The sequence below is a fragment of the Streptomyces sp. CB01249 genome (assembly GCF_001905735.1).
Classification (GTDB): Bacteria; Actinomycetota; Actinomycetes; order Streptomycetales; family Streptomycetaceae; genus Streptomyces.
The window spans coordinates 1284759-1301675 of the sequence record NZ_LISW01000002.1; the positions used below are offsets into that span (position 1 = coordinate 1284759).

A 16917-nucleotide genomic window follows, 5' to 3' on the forward strand; every position below is an offset into this window, starting at 1 on the left:
TGAAAGCGCAGGGCGCGTCATGGTTGCGGGCGGAAGGGCGGAGTGCGACGCGAATGTGAACAAGCGGAAAGTTCCCACCTGTCGAGACGGTGTGAAGGCGTGGCCGGATCCGGCTGCCCGCCCCTGGGGCAAAAGGGGCGGGCGGCCGGGGTGGCGCGGGGCCGTCAGGCCAGGCTCTCCCGCCAGGCGCGATGCAGGCCGGCGAAGCGGCCCGTACCCGCGATGAGCTCGGCCGGCGTGCCGTCCTCCACGATCCGGCCCCGCTCCATCACGAGCACCCGGTCCGCGACCTCCACGGTCGAGAGCCGGTGCGCGATGACCACCGCGGTGCGGCCGTGCAGCACCGTGTCCATCGCCCGCTGCACCGCGCGCTCACCGGGGATGTCCAGCGAACTGGTCGCCTCGTCGAGGATCAGCACCGCCGGGTCGGCCAGCAGCGCCCGGGCGAACGCCACCAACTGCCGCTGCCCCGCCGAGATCCGGCCGCCCCGCTTGCGGACGTCGGTGTCGTAGCCGTCGGGCAGACCGGTGATGAAGTCGTGCGCGCCGATCGCCTTCGCGGCCCGCTCGATCTCCTCCCGGCCCGCCTCCGGGCGGCCGATCGCGATGTTCTCCGCGACCGTCCCGGAGAACAGGAACGCCTCCTGGGTCACCATCACCACCCCGCGCCGCAGCTCGGGCGTGGCCAGGTCGCGCAGGTCGGTGCCGTCCAGCAGGACCCGGCCCGCGCTCGGGTCGTAGAACCGGGCCAGCAGCTTGGCGAGCGTCGACTTGCCGGCCCCCGTGGAGCCGACCACGGCCACCGTCTGCCCGGCCGGGATCGTCAGGTCGAACGGGGGCAGCACCTCGCCGCCCGTCCGGTATCCGAAGCTCACCGCGTCGAAGACCACCTCGCGGCCCGGCTGGTCACCGGTCCTGGCGGGCAGCTCCACGGGCTCCAGCGCCTCCGGGACCGTCGGCGCCTGGGCCAGCAGCCCGGCGATCTTCGTCAGCGAGGCCGCCGCGGACTCGAAGGAGTTGAGGAACATGCTGAGCCGGTCGATCGGGTCGTACAGCCGCCGCAGATAGAGAACCACCGCGGCCAGCACCCCCAGCGCGAGACCGCCGTCCGCCACCCGGTAGGCGCCCCACAGCACGATTCCGGCCACCGCCGTGTTGGCGACGAGCCGCGAGCCGACGACGTAGCGCGCGTTCTCCAGCATCGCGGCGCCGTTGGCGGCCCGGTGACGCGTGTTCAGTTCCAGGAACGCCGCGTCGTTCACCGGCTCGCGGCGGAACGCCTGGACGGGCCGGATGCCGTTCATGGTCTCCGCGAACTTCACGATCACCGTGGCGATCGCCGTCGAGCGGGCGGCGAAGATCACCGAGGAGCGCTTCCGGTAGAGCCGCACCAGCAGATACAGCGGCAGGAAGGACGCCAGCGCCGCCGCGCCCGTCGCCAGGTCCAGCCAGAGCAGCACCACGGCGATGGAGGCGAACGACAGCACGATGTGGATCAGCTCCTGGAGCCCCTCGTCCAGCAGCTCCCGCAGCGACTCCAGGTCGGTCGTGGAGCGCGAGATCAGCCGCCCCGAGGTGTACCGCTCGTGGAAGTCCACGCTCAGCGCCTGCGCATGGCGGAAGATCCGGCCGCGCAGGTCGAGCAGGACGTTCTGGCTGACCTGCGCGGAAAGCCGGATGAACGCGTACTGGAGGAGGCCCGCGGCCACCGCGCACAGCGCGTAGCCCAGCGCCACGGCGATCAGCGGCCCGTAGTCGTCGTCGCGGAAGGCGGGCACCCCGCTGTCGATGGCGTACGCCACCAGCAGCGGCCCGGCCTGCACCGCGGCCTGCTGCAACAGGATGGCCAGGGCGGACGCGGCGACCCGCCCCCGCATCGGCCGCAGCAGCGAGGCGAGCAGCTGCCCGGTGGCGCCGCGCGGGGTCGGCAGGTCGTCGCGGTCGAAGGGGTCCCCGGCCGCCGCGTCCGGCGCGGCCGCGCGCTCGTCCTCCTCGCCGGGTTCGGCGGGCTCGGCGGGCCGTCCGGTCGTCGTGCTGCTCATCGGGTGCTGCCCTCCTCGGCAGGGGCCTTCGCGCCCAGGGGTTCGGTGGGACCGGTGTCGGGGACGGGCTGCTCAGGTACGGGCTCCGCCTCCGCGTCGCCCGAAGTCTCCGCGTTGCCCGACGCGCCCGCCCCCGACATCAGCCAGGCGTACTCCGCGTTGGTGCGCAGGAGTTCCTGATGGGTGCCGACCGCGCTGATCCGGCCCCCGGACAGCAGCGCCACCCGGTCCGCGAGCATCACGGTCGACGGCCGGTGCGCGACCACCACCGCCGTGGTCTCCGCGAGGACCTGCCGGAGCGCCGCCTCCACCAGGGCCTCCGTGTGCACGTCGAGCGCGGAGAGCGGGTCGTCCAGGACCAGGAAGCGCGGCCGGCCCACCACCGCCCGGGCCAGGGCGAGGCGCTGGCGCTGGCCGCCGGACAGGCTCAGGCCCTGCTCGCCGACCTCCGTGCCGGTGCCCTGCGGCAGCTCGTGGACGAAACCGGCCTGGGCGACCGAGAGCGCCCGCAGCAACTCCTCCTCGCCGGCCTCCTCGTCGCCCATCAGCACGTTCTCGCCGACGCTCGCCGAGAAGAGCGTCGGCTCCTCGAACGCCACCGACACCAGCTCCCGCAGCCGGGCGCGCGGCATGGCGGAGATGTCCTCGCCGTCCAGCGTGATCCGCCCGGCCGTCGCCTCGTACAGCCGGGGCACCAGCGAGGTGAGCGTGGTCTTGCCGGACCCCGTCGCGCCGACCAGGGCCATCGTCTCGCCCGGCCGGATGCGCAGATCGATCCCGGCCAGCACGGGCGCCGAGCCCTCCTCCGCGTCGGGATAGCGGAACTCGACGCCCTCGAAGACCATCCCGCCCGCCCCGGCGGTCCCGGGCGCGGCAGCCTGCCCGGTGTCCTCCTCCTCGGCGGCGTCCATCACCTCGAAGTACCGCTCGGTCGCCGTCGCCGCCTCCTGGCTCATCGCCAGCAGGAACCCGATGGACTCGACGGGCCAGCGCAGCGCGAGGGCCGTGGAGAGGAACGCGACCAGGGTGCCCGCCGACAGGTTGCCGTCGGCGACCTCGATCGTGCCGAACACCAGGGCGGCCCCGATGGCGAGTTCGGGGAGCGTGGTGATGAGGGTCCAGATCCGGGCGAGCAGCCGGGCCTTGACCAGCTCCGTGGTGCGCAGCTTCCCGGCGAGCGCCCGGAAGGCGGCGGCCTGGCTGCGGTGGCGTCCGAAGCCCTTGATGATGCGGATGCCGAGCACGCTCTCCTCGACCACCGTGGTCAGGTCGCCGACCTGGTCCTGGGCGCGGCGCGCGACGTTCGCGTACTTCGCCTCGAACGCCGAGCAGATGATCACGAGCGGGACGACCGGGGCGAGCAGCACCAGGCCGAGCGTCCACTCCTGGGACAGCAGGACCACGAAGCCGACGAGGATCGTGGTCGCGTTGACCAGCAGGAAGGTCAGCGGGAAGGCCAGGAACATCCGGACCATCATCAGGTCGGTCGTCCCGCGCGACAGCAACTGCCCCGAGGGCCACCGGTCGTGGAAGGCCACCGGCAGCCGTTGCAGATGCCGGTACAGGTCCGCCCGCATCGACGCCTCGACCCCGGCCAGCGGACGCGCCACCAGCCACCGCCGCACCCCGAACAGCACCGCCTCGGCGATGCCCAGGAGCAGCAGGTACAGCGCGCCGAGCCAGACCCCGCCCGGGTCCGCGTCCGCGACCGGGCCGTCCACGATCCACTTCAGGACGAGCGGGATCACCAGGCCCAGACAGGAGGCGACGATCCCCACCAGGGCGGCCCCGGAGAGCCGTGCCCGTACCGGCTTCACGTACGGCCACAACCGCAACAGCGAGCGCACGGCCGACCGGTCCTTGGGTTCTACATGTTCCTGGCGCATCAGGGAGGAGCCTACGGTCCGTCCGGATATCGGTCCTGCGGTTTTATCCCGCCACAGCACGCGCCCGCGGACCCCCTGAACCCCCTAGGGGTCGTACGGGACATCAACCGATCGGCCGATGCCGGTTCGAGCGCGATGGCCGATACCGGGGCGGGCCCGGCGGGCCGATGCTCGGTGCCATGGCAATCATCGAAGCGAACGGGGTGCGCAAGTCCTACGCCGGCCGCCCCGTGGTCGACGGGGTCACCTTCGCCGTCGACGAGGGGGAGATCTTCGGGATTCTCGGCCCCAACGGCGCGGGCAAGACCACCACCGTCGAGTGCGTCGCGGGCCTGCGGGTCCCCGACGCGGGCACCGTCCGGGTCGCCGGGCTGGACCCGGTCGCCGACCGCGACCGGGTGACCGGACTGCTCGGCACCCAGCTCCAGGAGAGCGAACTCCAGACCAAGATCACCGTACGCGAGGCCCTGGACCTGTACAGCGCCTTCTACCCCCGGCCCGCCGACTGGCGCCCGCTCGCCGAACGGCTCGGCCTGGACGGCAAGCTGGACACCCGCTTCCACCGGCTCTCCGGCGGCCAGAAGCAGCGCCTGTCCATCGCGCTCGCCCTCGTCGGCCGGCCCCGCGTGGTCATCCTGGACGAGCTGACCACCGGCCTCGACCCGCGGGCCCGGCGCGACACCTGGCAGCTGATCGAGGACATCCGGGACGGCGGCGTCACCGTCGTGCTCGTCACCCACTTCATGGAGGAGGCCCAGCGCCTCTGCGACCGCATCGCCGTCATCGACCGGGGGCGCGTCGTCGCGCTCGACACCCCGGCCGGTCTCGTCGCCGGCGCCGACGGCTCCACCGTCATCTCCTTCACGCCCTCCGCACCGCTGCCCGAGGCCGAACTCGCGGGCCTGCCCGGCGCGGTGTCGTACGAGACCGAGGGCGGCCGGGTCGTCATCAACGGCACCGACGAGACCGTCAACGCCGTGATCTCGCTGCTGGCCCGGCTCCGCGTCACCGCCCACCGCCTGCGCGTCTCCGAGGCCACCCTGGACGACGCCTTCCTCGACCTCACCGGCCCCGCCGACGGGCCCGGCCGCACAGAACGGGCAGCCTGAGATGGCCACAGCGCACACCGCACCCACCGCCCCCGCCGCCGCGCCCCGCACCGCCGTGCCCGGCGCGACGCTCGCCGTCCTCAAGGCGGAGACCCGGCTCTTCCTGCGCGAACCGGGCAGCCTGTTCTGGATCGTGGTCTTCCCGACCGTGCTCCTGACGATCCTCGGCTTCGTCCCCTCCTTCCGGGCGCACGACGACGGACTCGGCGGCCGTCGCGTCATCGACCTGTACGTGCCCGTCGCGGTGCTGCTCGCCCTGATCATGTCCGGGCTCCAGGCGATGCCGCCCGTCCTCACCGGCTACCGCGAACGCGGCATCCTGCGCCGGATGTCCACCACACCGGTGCGGCCCTCCGCGCTGCTCGGCGCGCAGATCGCCCTGCACGGCGCGGCCGCGCTCGTCTCCGCCCTGCTGGTCGTCGCCGTGGGCCGGATCGCCTACGGGGTGCGGCTGCCGGACCAGCCGTTCGGCTATCTGCTGGCGCTACTGCTCGCGGTCGCCTGCGTCCTCGCCATCGGCTCGCTGATCTGCGCGCTCTCGCGTACGACGAAGATCGCCGCCGCCGCGGGCTCGCTCGTCTACTTCTCCATGATGTTCACGGCGGGCGTCTGGGTCCCCGTTCAGGCCATGCCCGACGCGCTGCGCCGCGTCGTCCAGGCCACCCCCTTCGGCGCCGCGTCCCAGGCCCTGGACCAGGCCGCCCGGGGCGACTGGCCCGCCCTGGCCTACCTCGGGGCGGTCGCCGCCTGGGCCCTCGCGGCCGGGTGGACCGCGATCCGCACGTTCCGGTGGCAGTAGGGCCTTGGGAGACTTCCCCGCATGAGCGCACACGTCACGACGGCGGAGCAGTGGTGGGGGCGGTTCTTCCGCTACGGCCCGTACGGGCTGCTCGGCCTGGCCGCCGTCGTCTCGGCCGTCACCCGGAACCTCGTCATGTCCCCGGCCGACGAGCGCGTCGCCGTGGTGCTCCTCCCGGCGGCGCTCGGGCTCCAGCTGTGGTGGTCCCGCACCGCGTCCGGCGCCGGACCGAGGGCGAGCGTCTGCTACTTCGGCGCCCGCACCCTGCTCGCCTTCGGGCTCACCTGGTGCAACCCCTTCTTCTCCATCTACGCGGTGTTCGGCTACTTCGACGCCGGCCGGGTCCTCCCGCAACGCGCCTTCCGGCCCGGGCTGCTGGCGGTCGCGGTCATCATGGCGGGCGCGCAGAGCGGCAGCCCCCTGCCGCCCGCCACCCTGATGAACTGGATCGTCTTCGGCGTCGTCCTCGCCGTCCACGCCACGCTCACCATGGTCTTCGCCCAGATCGGGGAGCGGGAGGCCGACCAGGACCGGTCCAGGAACGCGACCATCACCGCACTGGAGACCGCCAACGCCCGCCTGGAACAGGCCCTCGCGGAGAACGCCGGGCTGCACGCCCAACTCCTCGTCCAGGCCCGCGAGGCCGGGGTGGCCGACGAGCGGAGCCGGCTGGCCGCCGAGATCCACGACACCATCGCCCAGGGACTCACCGGCATCATCGCCCAGCTCCAGGCCGCCACCTCCACCGGTGACACCGACCCGGACCTCGCCCGCGAACACCTCGTACGGGCCGCCGCCCTCGCCCGGCACAGCCTCGGCGAGGCCCGCCGATCGGTGCACAACCTGCTGCCCGCGGCCCTCGAACACGACGACCTGCCCGGCGCGCTCAAGAAGACCGTCGCCACCTGGTCCCGGCGCACCGGGGTGCGCGCCGAGTTCACCGTCACCGGCACCGTCGCACCCCTGCACGACGAGGTCGGCGCCACCCTGCTCCGCATAGCCGAGGAGGCCCTGGCCAACGCGGCCCGGCACGCCCGGGCGTCCCGGGCCGGGGTCACCCTGTCGTACATGGGCGACGAGATCACGCTCGACGTCCGCGACGACGGGCGCGGCTTCGACCCGGCCGCGCTGCCCCCGTACCGGGGTGCGGGCGGATTCGGCCTCGGCGGCATGCGCTCGCGCGCCGAACGCATCGCGGGCACCGTCGAGGTGGAGACCGGACCCGGCCTCGGCACCGCGGTCAGCGCCCGCGTCCCACTGGTGCCGCAAGCTCAGGGCGTGCTTTGAAAGTACCGCCTGCCGGGCGGCGTCTGGCACGCACGCTCGCGGCGTTGCCGAAAAGCCCTGGTAGCTCCGCTACAAGGACTTCCCGGCGCCTTGCGATCGCACGCACCAGACGCCGCCCGGCCCGCCCTTCGGGCGGACGGCGCTACTTCCAAAGCACGCCCTGAACCCGTCCCGTACGGTGTCCGTCATGGACCGGGAACCCGCGCGCGTCATCACCCTGATCGTCGTCGACGACCACCCCGTCGTACGGGACGGGCTGCGCGGGATGTTCGCCTCCGCACCGGAGTTCCGGGTGCTCGGTGAGGCGGCCGACGGGGTCGAGGGCGTCGAGATGGCCTTCCGGCTCGACCCCGACGTGGTGCTCATGGACCTGCGCATGCCGGGCGGCGGCGGGGTCGCCGCGATCACCGAGCTGACCCGGCGCGGCGCCCGCTCCAAGGTCCTCGTCCTCACCACGTACGACACCGACTCCGACACCCTCCCCGCGATCGAGGCGGGCGCGACCGGCTACCTCCTCAAGGACGCGCCCCGCGAGGAGCTGTTCACCGCCGTCCGGGCCGCCGCCGAGGGACGGACCGTCCTCTCACCGGCCGTCGCCTCGCGCCTCGTCTCCGCGGTCCGCGCCCCGGCCGCCGCCGGCAACGAGACCCTGTCCGCCCGCGAGCGCGAGGTGCTGGGGCTCGTCGCCCGGGGCACCTCCAACCGGGAGATCGCCGCCGAGCTGTTCATCAGCGAGGCCACCGTGAAGACCCACCTCACCCACCTCTTCGCCAAGCTCGGCGTCAAGGACCGCGCCGCCGCCGTCGCGACGGGCTACGACCGCGGCATCCTCGGTTAGCGCGCCCCTCACTCCCGTACGCGCAGCAGCAGCACCGACCGCTCCGGCACCGTCAGCCGCTCGCCGCCCCCGTGCACCGTGCCCGGGGGTTCGGCCTGGTCCTCCCGCGAGGTGTCCAGGACCAGTTCGTACGCCTGGGCCCACGGCGGGCCGGGCAGCAGGAAGTCCGCCGGTTCGTGGCCCGCGTGCAGGACGGCCAGGAAGCTGTCGTCGGTCACCTGCTCACCGCGCGCGTCCCGCCCGGGGATGTCCCGGCCGGAGAGGTAGAGCCCGACCGTCGCGGCCGGGGCGTACCAGTCGGCCTCGGTCATCTCCGTGCCCTCACCGGTGAACCAGGCCAGGTCCCGCAGCCCGTCCGGGGCCTGCGGCCGCCCGGAGAAGAACGCCCGGCGGCGCAGCACCGGGTGGCGGTGGCGCAGCGCGAGCACCCGCGCGGTCAGCGCCGCCAGCTCCCGCCACTCCGATCGGTCGAGGAGTGACCAGTCGACCCAGCCGGTCTCGTTGTCCTGGCAGTACGCGTTGTTGTTGCCGCCCTGCGTACGCCCCATCTCGTCGCCCGCGACCAGCATCGGCACCCCGGTCGACAGGAGCAGCGTGGTGAGCAGGTTGCGCAGCTGGCGGCGGCGCAGCGCGTTGACCTCCGCGTCGTCCGTCTCACCCTCGGCCCCGCAGTTCCAGGCCCGGTTGTCCGAGGTGCCGTCCCGGTTCTCCTCGCCGTTGGCCTCGTTGTGCTTCTCCTGGTAGCTCACCAGGTCGCGCAGGGTGAACCCGTCGTGCGCGGTGACGAAGTTGACCGAGGCGTACGGGCGGCGCCCGCCCCACGCGTACAGGTCGCTCGACCCGGTCAGCCGGTAGCCGAGGTCCCGTACGTCGGGCAGCGCGCCGCGCCAGAAGTCCCGTACGGCGTCCCGGTAGTGGTCGTTCCACTCCGTCCACAGCGGCGGGAACGCCCCCACCTGGTAGCCGCCGTTGCCGACGTCCCAGGGCTCGGCGATGAGCTTGACCCGGCGCAGCACCGGGTCCTGGGCGATCACCGCGAGGAACGGCGAGAGCATGTCCACGTCGTGCATGGAGCGGGCGAGCGCCGCCGCCAGGTCGAAGCGGAAGCCGTCCACGCCCATCTCGGTCACCCAGTACCGCAGCGAGTCCGTGATGAGCCGCAGCACGTTGGGCTGGACGACGTGCAGGGTGTTGCCGCAGCCCGTGTAGTCCGCGTACCGGCGGGCGTCGGCCTGGAGGCGGTAGTAGCCCCGGTTGTCGATGCCGCGCAGCGACAGCATCGGGCCCAGCTCGCCCGCCTCCGCGGTGTGGTTGTAGACGACGTCGAGGATGACCTCGATGCCCGCGTCGTGCAGCGCGCGCACCATCCGCTTGAACTCGCCGACCTGGCCGCCCGTGGTGCCGCTCGCCGAGTATCCGGCGTGCGGGGCGAAGTAGCCGATGGAGTTGTAGCCCCAGTAGTTGCGCAGCCCGCGCCGCAGCAGATGGTCCTCGTGCGCGAACTGGTGCACCGGCAGCAGCTCCACCGCCGTCACCCCGAGGTCCTTCAGATGCCCGATCGCCGCCGGGTGGGCGAGCCCGGCGTAGGTGCCGCGCAGCTCCTCCGGAATGCCGGGGTGGCGCCGGGTGAAGCCCTTCACGTGCAGCTCGTAGATGACGGAGTCCGCCCACGGCGTCTTCGGCCTGCGGTCGTCGGCCCAGTCGTCGTCGTCGTGGACGACGACCCCCTTCGGCACGTACGGGGCGGAGTCCCGTTCGTCCCGTACGGTGTCCGCGAACTGCTGGTCGGGCCAGTCCCTCACATGGCCGTACACCTCGGCCGGAAGGGTGAATTCGCCGTCCACGGCCCGGGCGTACGGATCGAGCAGCAGCTTCGCCGGATTCCACCGGGCGCCCGTCCACGGATCCCACCGGCCGTGCACCCGGTATCCGTACCGGCGGCCCGGCCTCACCCCGGGGACGAAGCCGTGCCAGACCTCGTGGGTGAGCTCGGTCAGCGGGAGCCGCGTCTCCGTGCCGTCCTCCTCGAAGAGGCACAGCTCGACGGCCTCCGCGCCACCCGCCCAGAGCGCGAAATTGGTGCCCGCCACCCCGTCGGGGCCGGTCCTGAAGCGGGCACCGAGCGGCATCGGCGCCCCCGGCCACACCGCCGGCGGGCGCGGTCCGGGGGCCGGGGCGGGGACCGCCTCCGCGACCGCCCCGGCGGTTCCCACGTCCGTCATCGGTACTGCTTCCTGCTCGGCTGCGCTCGACACCTTCTCGCCTCCCGCGGCTCGGGGGACCGGCACCGGAAGGGGGTGTGCGGCGTCCCGGCCGCGGCTCCCCGAGTGCGGCCGTCCCCTGTGTTCTGCCCACCGGGCGGCCCGCACTCACGTTTCCCCCGAGCCGCCCGCGTCGTTGGGGGGACATGACTGACGTAGCGAAGAAGGCAGGGACGCGTCCGTTCGCCCCACCGCCCGCGCGGTGCCTGCTCGCCGTACTGGCGCTGCTGGCCGTGCTGACGGGCTGTTCGGGCGCCGGTTCGTTCATCGGCGGGAAGGGGAGACCGCAGGAGGCCATCCGGGTCACGCCCGCCGACCGGGCCGAGGACGTCCGGGCGGACGGCCGGGTCGGGGTGGAGGTCCCGGACGGCCGGCTGGAGAGCGTCCGGGTGCGGCGGATCGAGGACGCGCAGGAGCAGGAGGTGCCGGGCCGGATCGCCGAGGACGGCCACTCCTGGGCCCCGGTGAAGGGGGCGCGGCTCGGGCTCGCCGCGAAGTACAGCGTGGACGCGGTCGCGGTGGACGGCGGCGGCCACCGCGCGGCCCGGCACACCACCTTCACCACGGCCGTCCCCAAGGACCGCTTCATCGGCTACTTCAAGCCGGAGAACCGCTCGACCGTGGGCACCGGCATGATCGTCTCCTTCGAGTTCAACCGGCCCGTCACCCGGCGGGCGGCGGTGGAGCGGGCGATCCGGGTGACCGCCGATCCGGCGGTGACGGTGGCCGGGCACTGGTTCGGCAGGAGCCGCCTGGACTTCCGCCCCGAGGAGTACTGGCAGTCCGGCACCGAGGTCACCGTGGACATCGCACTGGCCGACGTGGAGGGCGCGCCGGGGGTGTACGGCAGCCAGCGCAAGACCGTGCGCTTCACGGTGGGCCGGGAGCAGGTCTCCCGGGTGGACTCCGCCGCGCACACGATGGAGGTGCGCCGGGACGGGCAGCTGGTCTCCACGGTCCCGGTCACCGCGGGCTCCCCGACGACCACCACGTACAACGGAAAGATGGTGGTGAGCGAGATGCACGAGGTGACGCGGATGGACGGGCGGACCGTCGGCTTCGGCGGCGAGTACGACATCAAGGACGTGCCGCACGCCATCCGGCTGACCAAGTCCGGCACCTTCCTCCACGGCAACTACTGGTCCGACGACAGCGTCTTCGGCTCCACCAACGTCAGCCACGGCTGTATCGGGCTGCGGGACGTCCAGGGCGGCAGCGGCTCGACCCCGGCCGGGTGGTTCTTCGACCGCACCCTCATCGGGGACGTCGTCGAGGTCGTCAACTCCCCGGACAAGACGGTCGCACCGGACAACGGACTCGGCGGCTGGAACCTGGACTGGGCCCGGTGGCGGGCGGGTTCGGCGCTCCGGTAGCGGGGCGGCGGAGGCCCGGGGCCAGTTGGGACGGAACGGTGACAATTCCGAGAGGATCTGCCCACAGTCGGTGTGATTATCTCTCTGCTGAGCGCGCGTATGCAGTGCGCGGGGGCGGGAACCCACGGGTTCCCCGGGCCTAGGCGGGGCCAGGCCGTGTGAGGGGAGACGACCACATTGAACGGGCAGCCGATATCGGGGACATCGGCCGGGACGGGCGGCAGGCGGCGGCTGCGGGGAGCCACCGGTCTGCCGGCCCTGGCGGTGGGCGCGCTGTTGCTTCTGGTGACGGCCTGCGGCGGGGGAGACGCCGACGCGGGCAGCGCGGACGGCAAGGCGGGCGGGGTCAAGGACCAGGACACCAGCGCCTCGCAGGCGGTGGTGACCGTCGCGCCCAAGGACGGGACCGATGACGTCGCGACGAGCGGCGCGCTGAAGATCACCGCCGCGCAGGGGAAGCTGACGGTCGTCAAGGTCTCGGACCCCAAGGGCGGCGAGGTCGAGGGGAAGATCGCGACGGACGGCGCGAGCTGGGTGCCCGACCACCACCTGGCATCGGCGACCAAGTACAAGGTCCACGCGGTGGCCAAGGACGCCAAGGGCCGTGAGTCCGCGAAGGACACCTCCTTCACCACGCTCGTCCCCAAGAACACCTTCATCGGCCAGTACACCCCCGAGGACGGCTCGACGGTCGGCGTCGGCATGCCGGTCTCCATCCACTTCACCCGGGGCATCACCGACCCGGAGGCCGTCGAGAAGGCCATCAAGGTGACCGCCGAGCCCGCCGTGCCCGTCGAGGGCCACTGGTTCGGCAACGACCGGCTGGACTTCCGCCCCGAGCAGTACTGGGCCGCCGGCACCAAGGTGACCGTGAAGCTCAACCTCGACGGCGTCGAGGGACGGCCCGGGGTCTACGGCAAGCAGGCCAAGACCGTCTCCTTCACCATCGGCCGCAGCCAGGTCAGCACCGTCGACGCGAAGACGCACCGGATGAAGGTCGTCCGGGACGACAAGCAGATCAAGGACATCCCGATCTCGGCGGGCGCCCCGGCCACCACCACGTACAACGGCCAGATGGTCATCAGCGAGAAGCTGCGGGTGACCCGGATGAACGGTGACACCGTCGGCTTCGGCGGCGAGTACGACATCAAGGACGTGCCGCACGCGATGCGCCTGTCCACCTCGGGCACCTTCATCCACGGCAACTACTGGGGCGGCCCGGGCGTGTTCGGCAACGCCAACACCAGCCACGGCTGCGTCGGCCTCCAGGATGTGCGCGGCGGCGGCAGCTCCTCCACCCCGGCGGCCTGGTTCTTCGACAACTCGCTCATCGGCGACGTGGTCGTCGTGAAGAACTCGAACGACAAGACCATCAGCCCGGACAACGGCCTCAACGGCTGGAACATGAGCTGGTCGGAGTGGACCAAGTAGGTCCACGCCCCTCACACCCCGGCGGGCCCGGCACCGAGATCCACGGTGCCGGGCCCGCCCGCGTCCGCCGTGACGCACGGCACCGCCCCCGGCCCGCGCCGCCCGCGGTTAGCGTTGGTTCAGACCGAGCGGCGCATGGGGGGCGGCGTCGCGGGGCTGGGCACGCGCATCTGCCGCGTTGTCGTCAATCACCATGGCTCCGCCATGGCTCAATCCTCCGCCTTGCAGCTGCACGCACCCAGCCCCGCTCCTTCTTCCGCCCCCCATGCGCCGCTCGGTCTAACCTGCACCCCATGACCGTAACCCTCGAAGTACGCGACGGCGTCGGCACCATCCGCCTGGACCGTCCGCCGATGAACGCCCTGGACGTGGCGACCCAGGACCGGCTGCGCGAGCTCGCCGAAGAGGCGTCCCGGCGCGACGACGTGCGCGCCGTGGTGCTCTACGGCGGCGAGAAGGTGTTCGCGGCGGGCGCGGACATCAAGGAGATGCAGGCGATGGACCACGCGGCCATGGTGCTGCGCTCCAAGGCCCTCCAGGACTCCTTCACCGCCGTCGCCCGCATCCCCAAACCCGTCGTCGCGGCCGTCACCGGCTACGCGCTCGGCGGCGGCTGCGAGCTGGCCCTCTGCGCGGACTTCCGTATCGCCGGGGACAACGCCAAGCTCGGGCAGCCGGAGATCCTGCTCGGCCTCATCCCGGGCGCCGGCGGCACTCAGCGCCTCGCCCGGCTGGTCGGCCCCGCCAAGGCCAAGGACCTCATCTTCACCGGCCGCCACGTCCGGGCGGACGAGGCCCTGACGATGGGGCTCGTGGACCGCGTCGTGCCCGCCGCCGAGGTGTACGAGCAGGCGCACGCCTGGGCGGCCAAGCTGGCGAAGGGGCCGGCGCTGGCGCTGCGCGCGGCCAAGGAGGCCGTCGACGGCGGCTTGGAGACGGACATCGACACGGGCCTCACGATCGAACGGACGTGGTTCGCCGGTCTGTTCGCCACGGAGGACCGGGAACGCGGAATGCGCAGCTTCGTGGAGGAGGGTCCCGGCAAGGCGAAATTCCTCTGACGGCAAGCTGGTTGAAACCCCGACCGAACGCCGGTGGAGAACGCAAACGGGCGCGTTCATCCGTGCGGGCGGATTAGCGGAACCTTAAGAGCGGCCGCGCCCGGAGCGTCGGAGAACCCGACCGGAGGGATTGTTTTCGCAGGTCAGGTGGGCTGTTTGGGGGCGCGTAGTGCCAGTGGCATATGCCAAACAGCCCTCGGGGAACGACTGATTACGGGTCGCGTATTCCCTCGGAACGGCCCCGGAAGGCCCGCTGTGCGGCCATGATGGTGTGCATGGCGGGCCTGGAGGGTGTGGAGCAGCCGCGACCGCGCAGCAGCGCGACAGCGGCACGGAGATTGCCGGCCGTCGAGGACGAACAGGCGTTCAAAGCGCTGGAGTTGTTCGGAAACCCGACGGAGGAAGAAGTCCGGCTGCCCTCCCGCCCGGAGTCCGCGGCCACCGCCCGCCGGCTCACCTCGTGCGTGGTCCTCCATCAGTGGGCGCTCTCCTCGCAGGCCGCCGAACACGCCGTCCTGCTCGTCTCCGAGCTCGTCGGGAACGCCGTGCGGCACACCGGCGCCCGGGTCTTCGGACTACGCATGCTGCGCCGCCGCGGCTGGATCAGGATCGAGGTGCGCGACCCCTCGCGCGGGCTGCCGTGCCTCATGCCGGTCCGCGAGATGGACATCAGCGGCCGCGGCCTCATGCTCGTGGACAAGCTCTCCGACCGCTGGGGCGTGGACCTCTTACCCCGGGGCAAGACCACCTGGTTCGAGATGCGCATCTCCGACCGCTGACCCCGCCCTCCGCGGGCCGCCCCGGGCAGACAGAAGCCCCCGTGTCGGCCGTGGTGACGGCGCCTCGGGGGCTTCTGTGGGGGGACCGTGAAATGGGGGGTGTGTTCACGGCCGCTCATGACGACCTGGCCCGGGTCAATGGGGGTCGTGCCACCGACTATGACAGACGGAAGACTCCCCAGCCAAAGTCGCATTCTTTGTATATCGCTACAGATCCGGACATTTCATCGAGGAAACGCAGGTGTGGTCGGTCACGTGCCTGGAAATCGATGAGTATTCATGAGTTCACGCGCATGATCCATTGATCGTCCACGATGTGGACGGCGTGTGCCGGTCGGCTGCCCCTCCCACGCATCGGCCCGCCCGGGGCGCCGGATAATCTGAGCCCCGTCAGACAGTCATACGAAAGGGCGGAACAGTGGCGGACATCGAGTCGGCGCGCAAGGCGTTCGAGCGGTACGACCTGAACGGCGACGGGCTGATCTCGGCCGCCGAGTACAAGAGCGTCATGGCTCAGCTGGGTGACCCGTACGTCACCGAGCCGGTCGCGCAGGCCGTGATCAACTCCCACGACGCGAACGGCGACGGGCTCCTCACGTTCGACGAGTTCTGGGCCGCACAGAACAAGGGCTGAGCAGCACCAGGCCCGAGCGGAACAAGGGCGGATCCGGGACAGGCTCCGTGGCCACCGGTTCCGGCCACCGGCGGCCTCCCGGCCCCCGGCCGGGGAGCGCGGGGGCGGCGCGGCGAGAAATGTCCGGAAATCGCTGACGCGGTGCCGCGCACCGGTCCCGGTCGCCTCCCCGCCCGCCCCCGCTCCGTCCCGTCAGGCCGCGAAGTTACGGGACATCGAGCCGTCCTCCTCGATCTCCGTCAGCTCCGGGCGGGTGTAGCGCTCGGCCCGGGCGTGGTAGTCGAAGTCACCCCGTACGAGCCCCCGGTAATCCAGGACGCAGCGCTCCAGGGCGGTGCGCGTCGGGCCCTCGATTCCGGCGGCCTCGATCTCCTCCACGAGTTCCTTCTCGGCGCGCTGCACCCGGTCGGCGATACGGCCGAGCAGAATTCCGGCCTCGTCCACCGCCTCCTGGAGCGTGCAGCCCCGGTCGCGCTGGAGCAGCCGGACGGTGTTGTGCTCGTATCCGAGCACCGCTTCCTTCTCGAACGAGCAGATGTCGTTGCAGAGCCCGGAATGGTCGGCCACCGCATTGCGCAGCGCGATATAGGCGGGCAGGCTCCGGGCGGATTCCGGGAGGTCGATTCCGGCGGTGATCTCGTGCAGATCCAGGAACGGCTGCATCGCGACGGAATCGCGGCGGTGCTTCACGAAGTCGGCGGTGGTCGGCACATGTCCGGCCGCCCGGTCCACGGCCTCCGCGTAGTACGTCCACAGCCAGGCCGCCGTGTCCCGCCGGAACTGCCGCACCCAGTGCGCCGGACGGTCCACGCAGGTCCGGGCGAGCAGTTCGTCCAGCGCGTGCTCCATGCGGCCGACGGGTGCCCGCACCCCGTCCAGGACGTCCACCAGACGCCCGATCGCGCCCTCGCAGAGCCGCGGGTCGCGCCCGGCCGGGCCGTCGTCGAACTCGTCGTCCACCAGGAAGGCCCAGAAGAGCCACTGGCAGAACAGGTCCAGATGCTTCTGCGAGGCCCGGGGGAATATCAGCGAGATCCAGAGTTCCGGGCGGGTCCGGATCATTTTCTTCACGGCCACGGGTGACAGGACGAGTTCACTGGCCTCCGCCCATTCCCAGGCGGCCTTCTTCGTCTTCTCCACTCCCGGATGACATCCCGCACTTTCGAACGGCATGTGGAATGCGGGAAGCGCGATCTTGCTCATGGTGCACCTCGTCGTGACGATAAGAACAGGGCAGGGGGATGCGCGAGACGGATACGCGCACGCGGAACGCGCGACGACGAATGGCGGACGCACGCACGGCCCTGCGGCCATGGCCCGCACCGGCACGGCGGGAGCGCGGTGGGACAGCGGGCCGGGCGCGACGGAGCCCGCCGCGCCCCCGGACCGGAGCCGGTGCGGCGGGCGGTCACCGCCG

The 16917-nt window shown here is 72.2% G+C and carries 13 protein-coding genes; 9 read left to right on the forward strand and 4 right to left on the reverse strand.

Going from position 1 to position 16917, the window contains the following annotated elements; translation table 11 throughout:
- Window positions 1-164 precede the first annotated feature (164 nt).
- A complete protein-coding gene (locus AMK18_RS14330; RefSeq protein ID WP_073863061.1) occupies window positions 165-2042 on the reverse strand; it encodes an ABC transporter ATP-binding protein in 1878 nt (625 codons plus the stop codon).
- Entirely contained in the window at window positions 2039-3928 is a 1890-nt protein-coding gene (locus tag AMK18_RS14335) for an ABC transporter ATP-binding protein (protein WP_073863062.1), read from the reverse strand. The genes AMK18_RS14330 and AMK18_RS14335 overlap by 4 nt, the downstream gene beginning before the upstream one ends.
- A gap of 179 nt (window positions 3929-4107) precedes the next feature.
- Between AMK18_RS14335 and AMK18_RS14340 the strand changes: the two genes are divergently transcribed.
- From AMK18_RS14340 to AMK18_RS14355, 4 genes are all read left to right on the forward strand, one after another.
- On the forward strand, window positions 4108-5037 hold the full coding sequence (locus AMK18_RS14340) for an ABC transporter ATP-binding protein (RefSeq protein WP_073863250.1): 930 nt from the start codon (window positions 4108-4110) through the stop codon (window positions 5035-5037).
- 1 nt (window position 5038) lies between these two features.
- Window positions 5039-5836, forward strand: a complete 798-nt coding sequence (locus AMK18_RS14345; protein WP_073863063.1) for an ABC transporter permease — start codon at window positions 5039-5041, stop codon at window positions 5834-5836.
- Window positions 5837-5857: 21 nt separating this feature from the next.
- Window positions 5858-7123, forward strand: a complete 1266-nt coding sequence (locus tag AMK18_RS14350) for a sensor histidine kinase (protein WP_073863064.1) — start codon at window positions 5858-5860, stop codon at window positions 7121-7123.
- A 187-nt stretch (window positions 7124-7310) separates the two neighbouring features.
- Window positions 7311-7961, forward strand: a complete 651-nt coding sequence (locus AMK18_RS14355) for a response regulator (RefSeq protein ID WP_073863065.1) — start codon at window positions 7311-7313, stop codon at window positions 7959-7961.
- Between the two features lie 8 nt (window positions 7962-7969).
- On the opposite strand, the gene glgX is transcribed toward AMK18_RS14355, so the two are convergent.
- Entirely contained in the window at window positions 7970-10216 is a 2247-nt protein-coding gene (gene glgX / locus AMK18_RS14360) for a glycogen debranching protein GlgX (RefSeq protein WP_073863066.1), read from the reverse strand.
- A 152-nt stretch (window positions 10217-10368) separates the two neighbouring features.
- On the opposite strand from glgX, the gene AMK18_RS14365 reads away from it, so the two are divergent.
- From AMK18_RS14365 to AMK18_RS14385, 5 genes are all read left to right on the forward strand, one after another.
- Window positions 10369-11595: a L,D-transpeptidase gene (locus tag AMK18_RS14365; RefSeq protein WP_018102554.1), complete on the forward strand. Its 1227-nt coding sequence runs from the start codon at window positions 10369-10371 to the stop codon at window positions 11593-11595.
- 177 nt (window positions 11596-11772) lie between these two features.
- A complete protein-coding gene (locus tag AMK18_RS14370; protein ID WP_026171447.1) occupies window positions 11773-13026 on the forward strand; it encodes a L,D-transpeptidase in 1254 nt (417 codons plus the stop codon).
- A 293-nt stretch (window positions 13027-13319) separates the two neighbouring features.
- The gene (locus AMK18_RS14375; RefSeq protein ID WP_018102552.1) at window positions 13320-14087 is read left to right on the forward strand and encodes an enoyl-CoA hydratase/isomerase family protein; all 768 of its coding nucleotides are present in this window, start codon (window positions 13320-13322) and stop codon (window positions 14085-14087) included.
- A gap of 263 nt (window positions 14088-14350) precedes the next feature.
- Complete coding sequence (locus tag AMK18_RS14380; protein ID WP_026171446.1) at window positions 14351-14866, forward strand: ATP-binding protein; 516 nt, start codon at window positions 14351-14353, stop codon at window positions 14864-14866.
- 418 nt (window positions 14867-15284) lie between these two features.
- On the forward strand, window positions 15285-15500 hold the full coding sequence (locus tag AMK18_RS14385) for an EF-hand domain-containing protein (protein ID WP_018102550.1): 216 nt from the start codon (window positions 15285-15287) through the stop codon (window positions 15498-15500).
- A gap of 192 nt (window positions 15501-15692) precedes the next feature.
- On the opposite strand, the gene AMK18_RS14390 is transcribed toward AMK18_RS14385, so the two are convergent.
- On the reverse strand, window positions 15693-16640 hold the full coding sequence (locus tag AMK18_RS14390; protein WP_018102549.1) for a terpene synthase family protein: 948 nt from the start codon (window positions 16638-16640) through the stop codon (window positions 15693-15695).
- Between the last annotated feature and the right edge of the window lie 277 nt (window positions 16641-16917).

Coding starts and splice junctions, on each gene's coding strand:
- AMK18_RS14330 (WP_073863061.1), bottom strand. CDS start 2,042: ATGAGCAGCACGACGACCGGACGGCCCGCCGAGCCCGCCGAACCCGGC.
- AMK18_RS14335 (WP_073863062.1), bottom strand. CDS start 3,928: ATGCGCCAGGAACATGTAGAACCCAAGGACCGGTCGGCCGTGCGCTCG.
- AMK18_RS14340 (WP_073863250.1), top strand. CDS start 4,108: ATGGCAATCATCGAAGCGAACGGGGTGCGCAAGTCCTACGCCGGCCGC.
- AMK18_RS14345 (WP_073863063.1), top strand. CDS start 5,039: ATGGCCACAGCGCACACCGCACCCACCGCCCCCGCCGCCGCGCCCCGC.
- AMK18_RS14350 (WP_073863064.1), top strand. CDS start 5,858: ATGAGCGCACACGTCACGACGGCGGAGCAGTGGTGGGGGCGGTTCTTC.
- AMK18_RS14355 (WP_073863065.1), top strand. CDS start 7,311: ATGGACCGGGAACCCGCGCGCGTCATCACCCTGATCGTCGTCGACGAC.
- AMK18_RS14365 (WP_018102554.1), top strand. CDS start 10,369: ATGACTGACGTAGCGAAGAAGGCAGGGACGCGTCCGTTCGCCCCACCG.
- AMK18_RS14375 (WP_018102552.1), top strand. CDS start 13,320: ATGACCGTAACCCTCGAAGTACGCGACGGCGTCGGCACCATCCGCCTG.
- AMK18_RS14380 (WP_026171446.1), top strand. CDS start 14,351: ATGATGGTGTGCATGGCGGGCCTGGAGGGTGTGGAGCAGCCGCGACCG.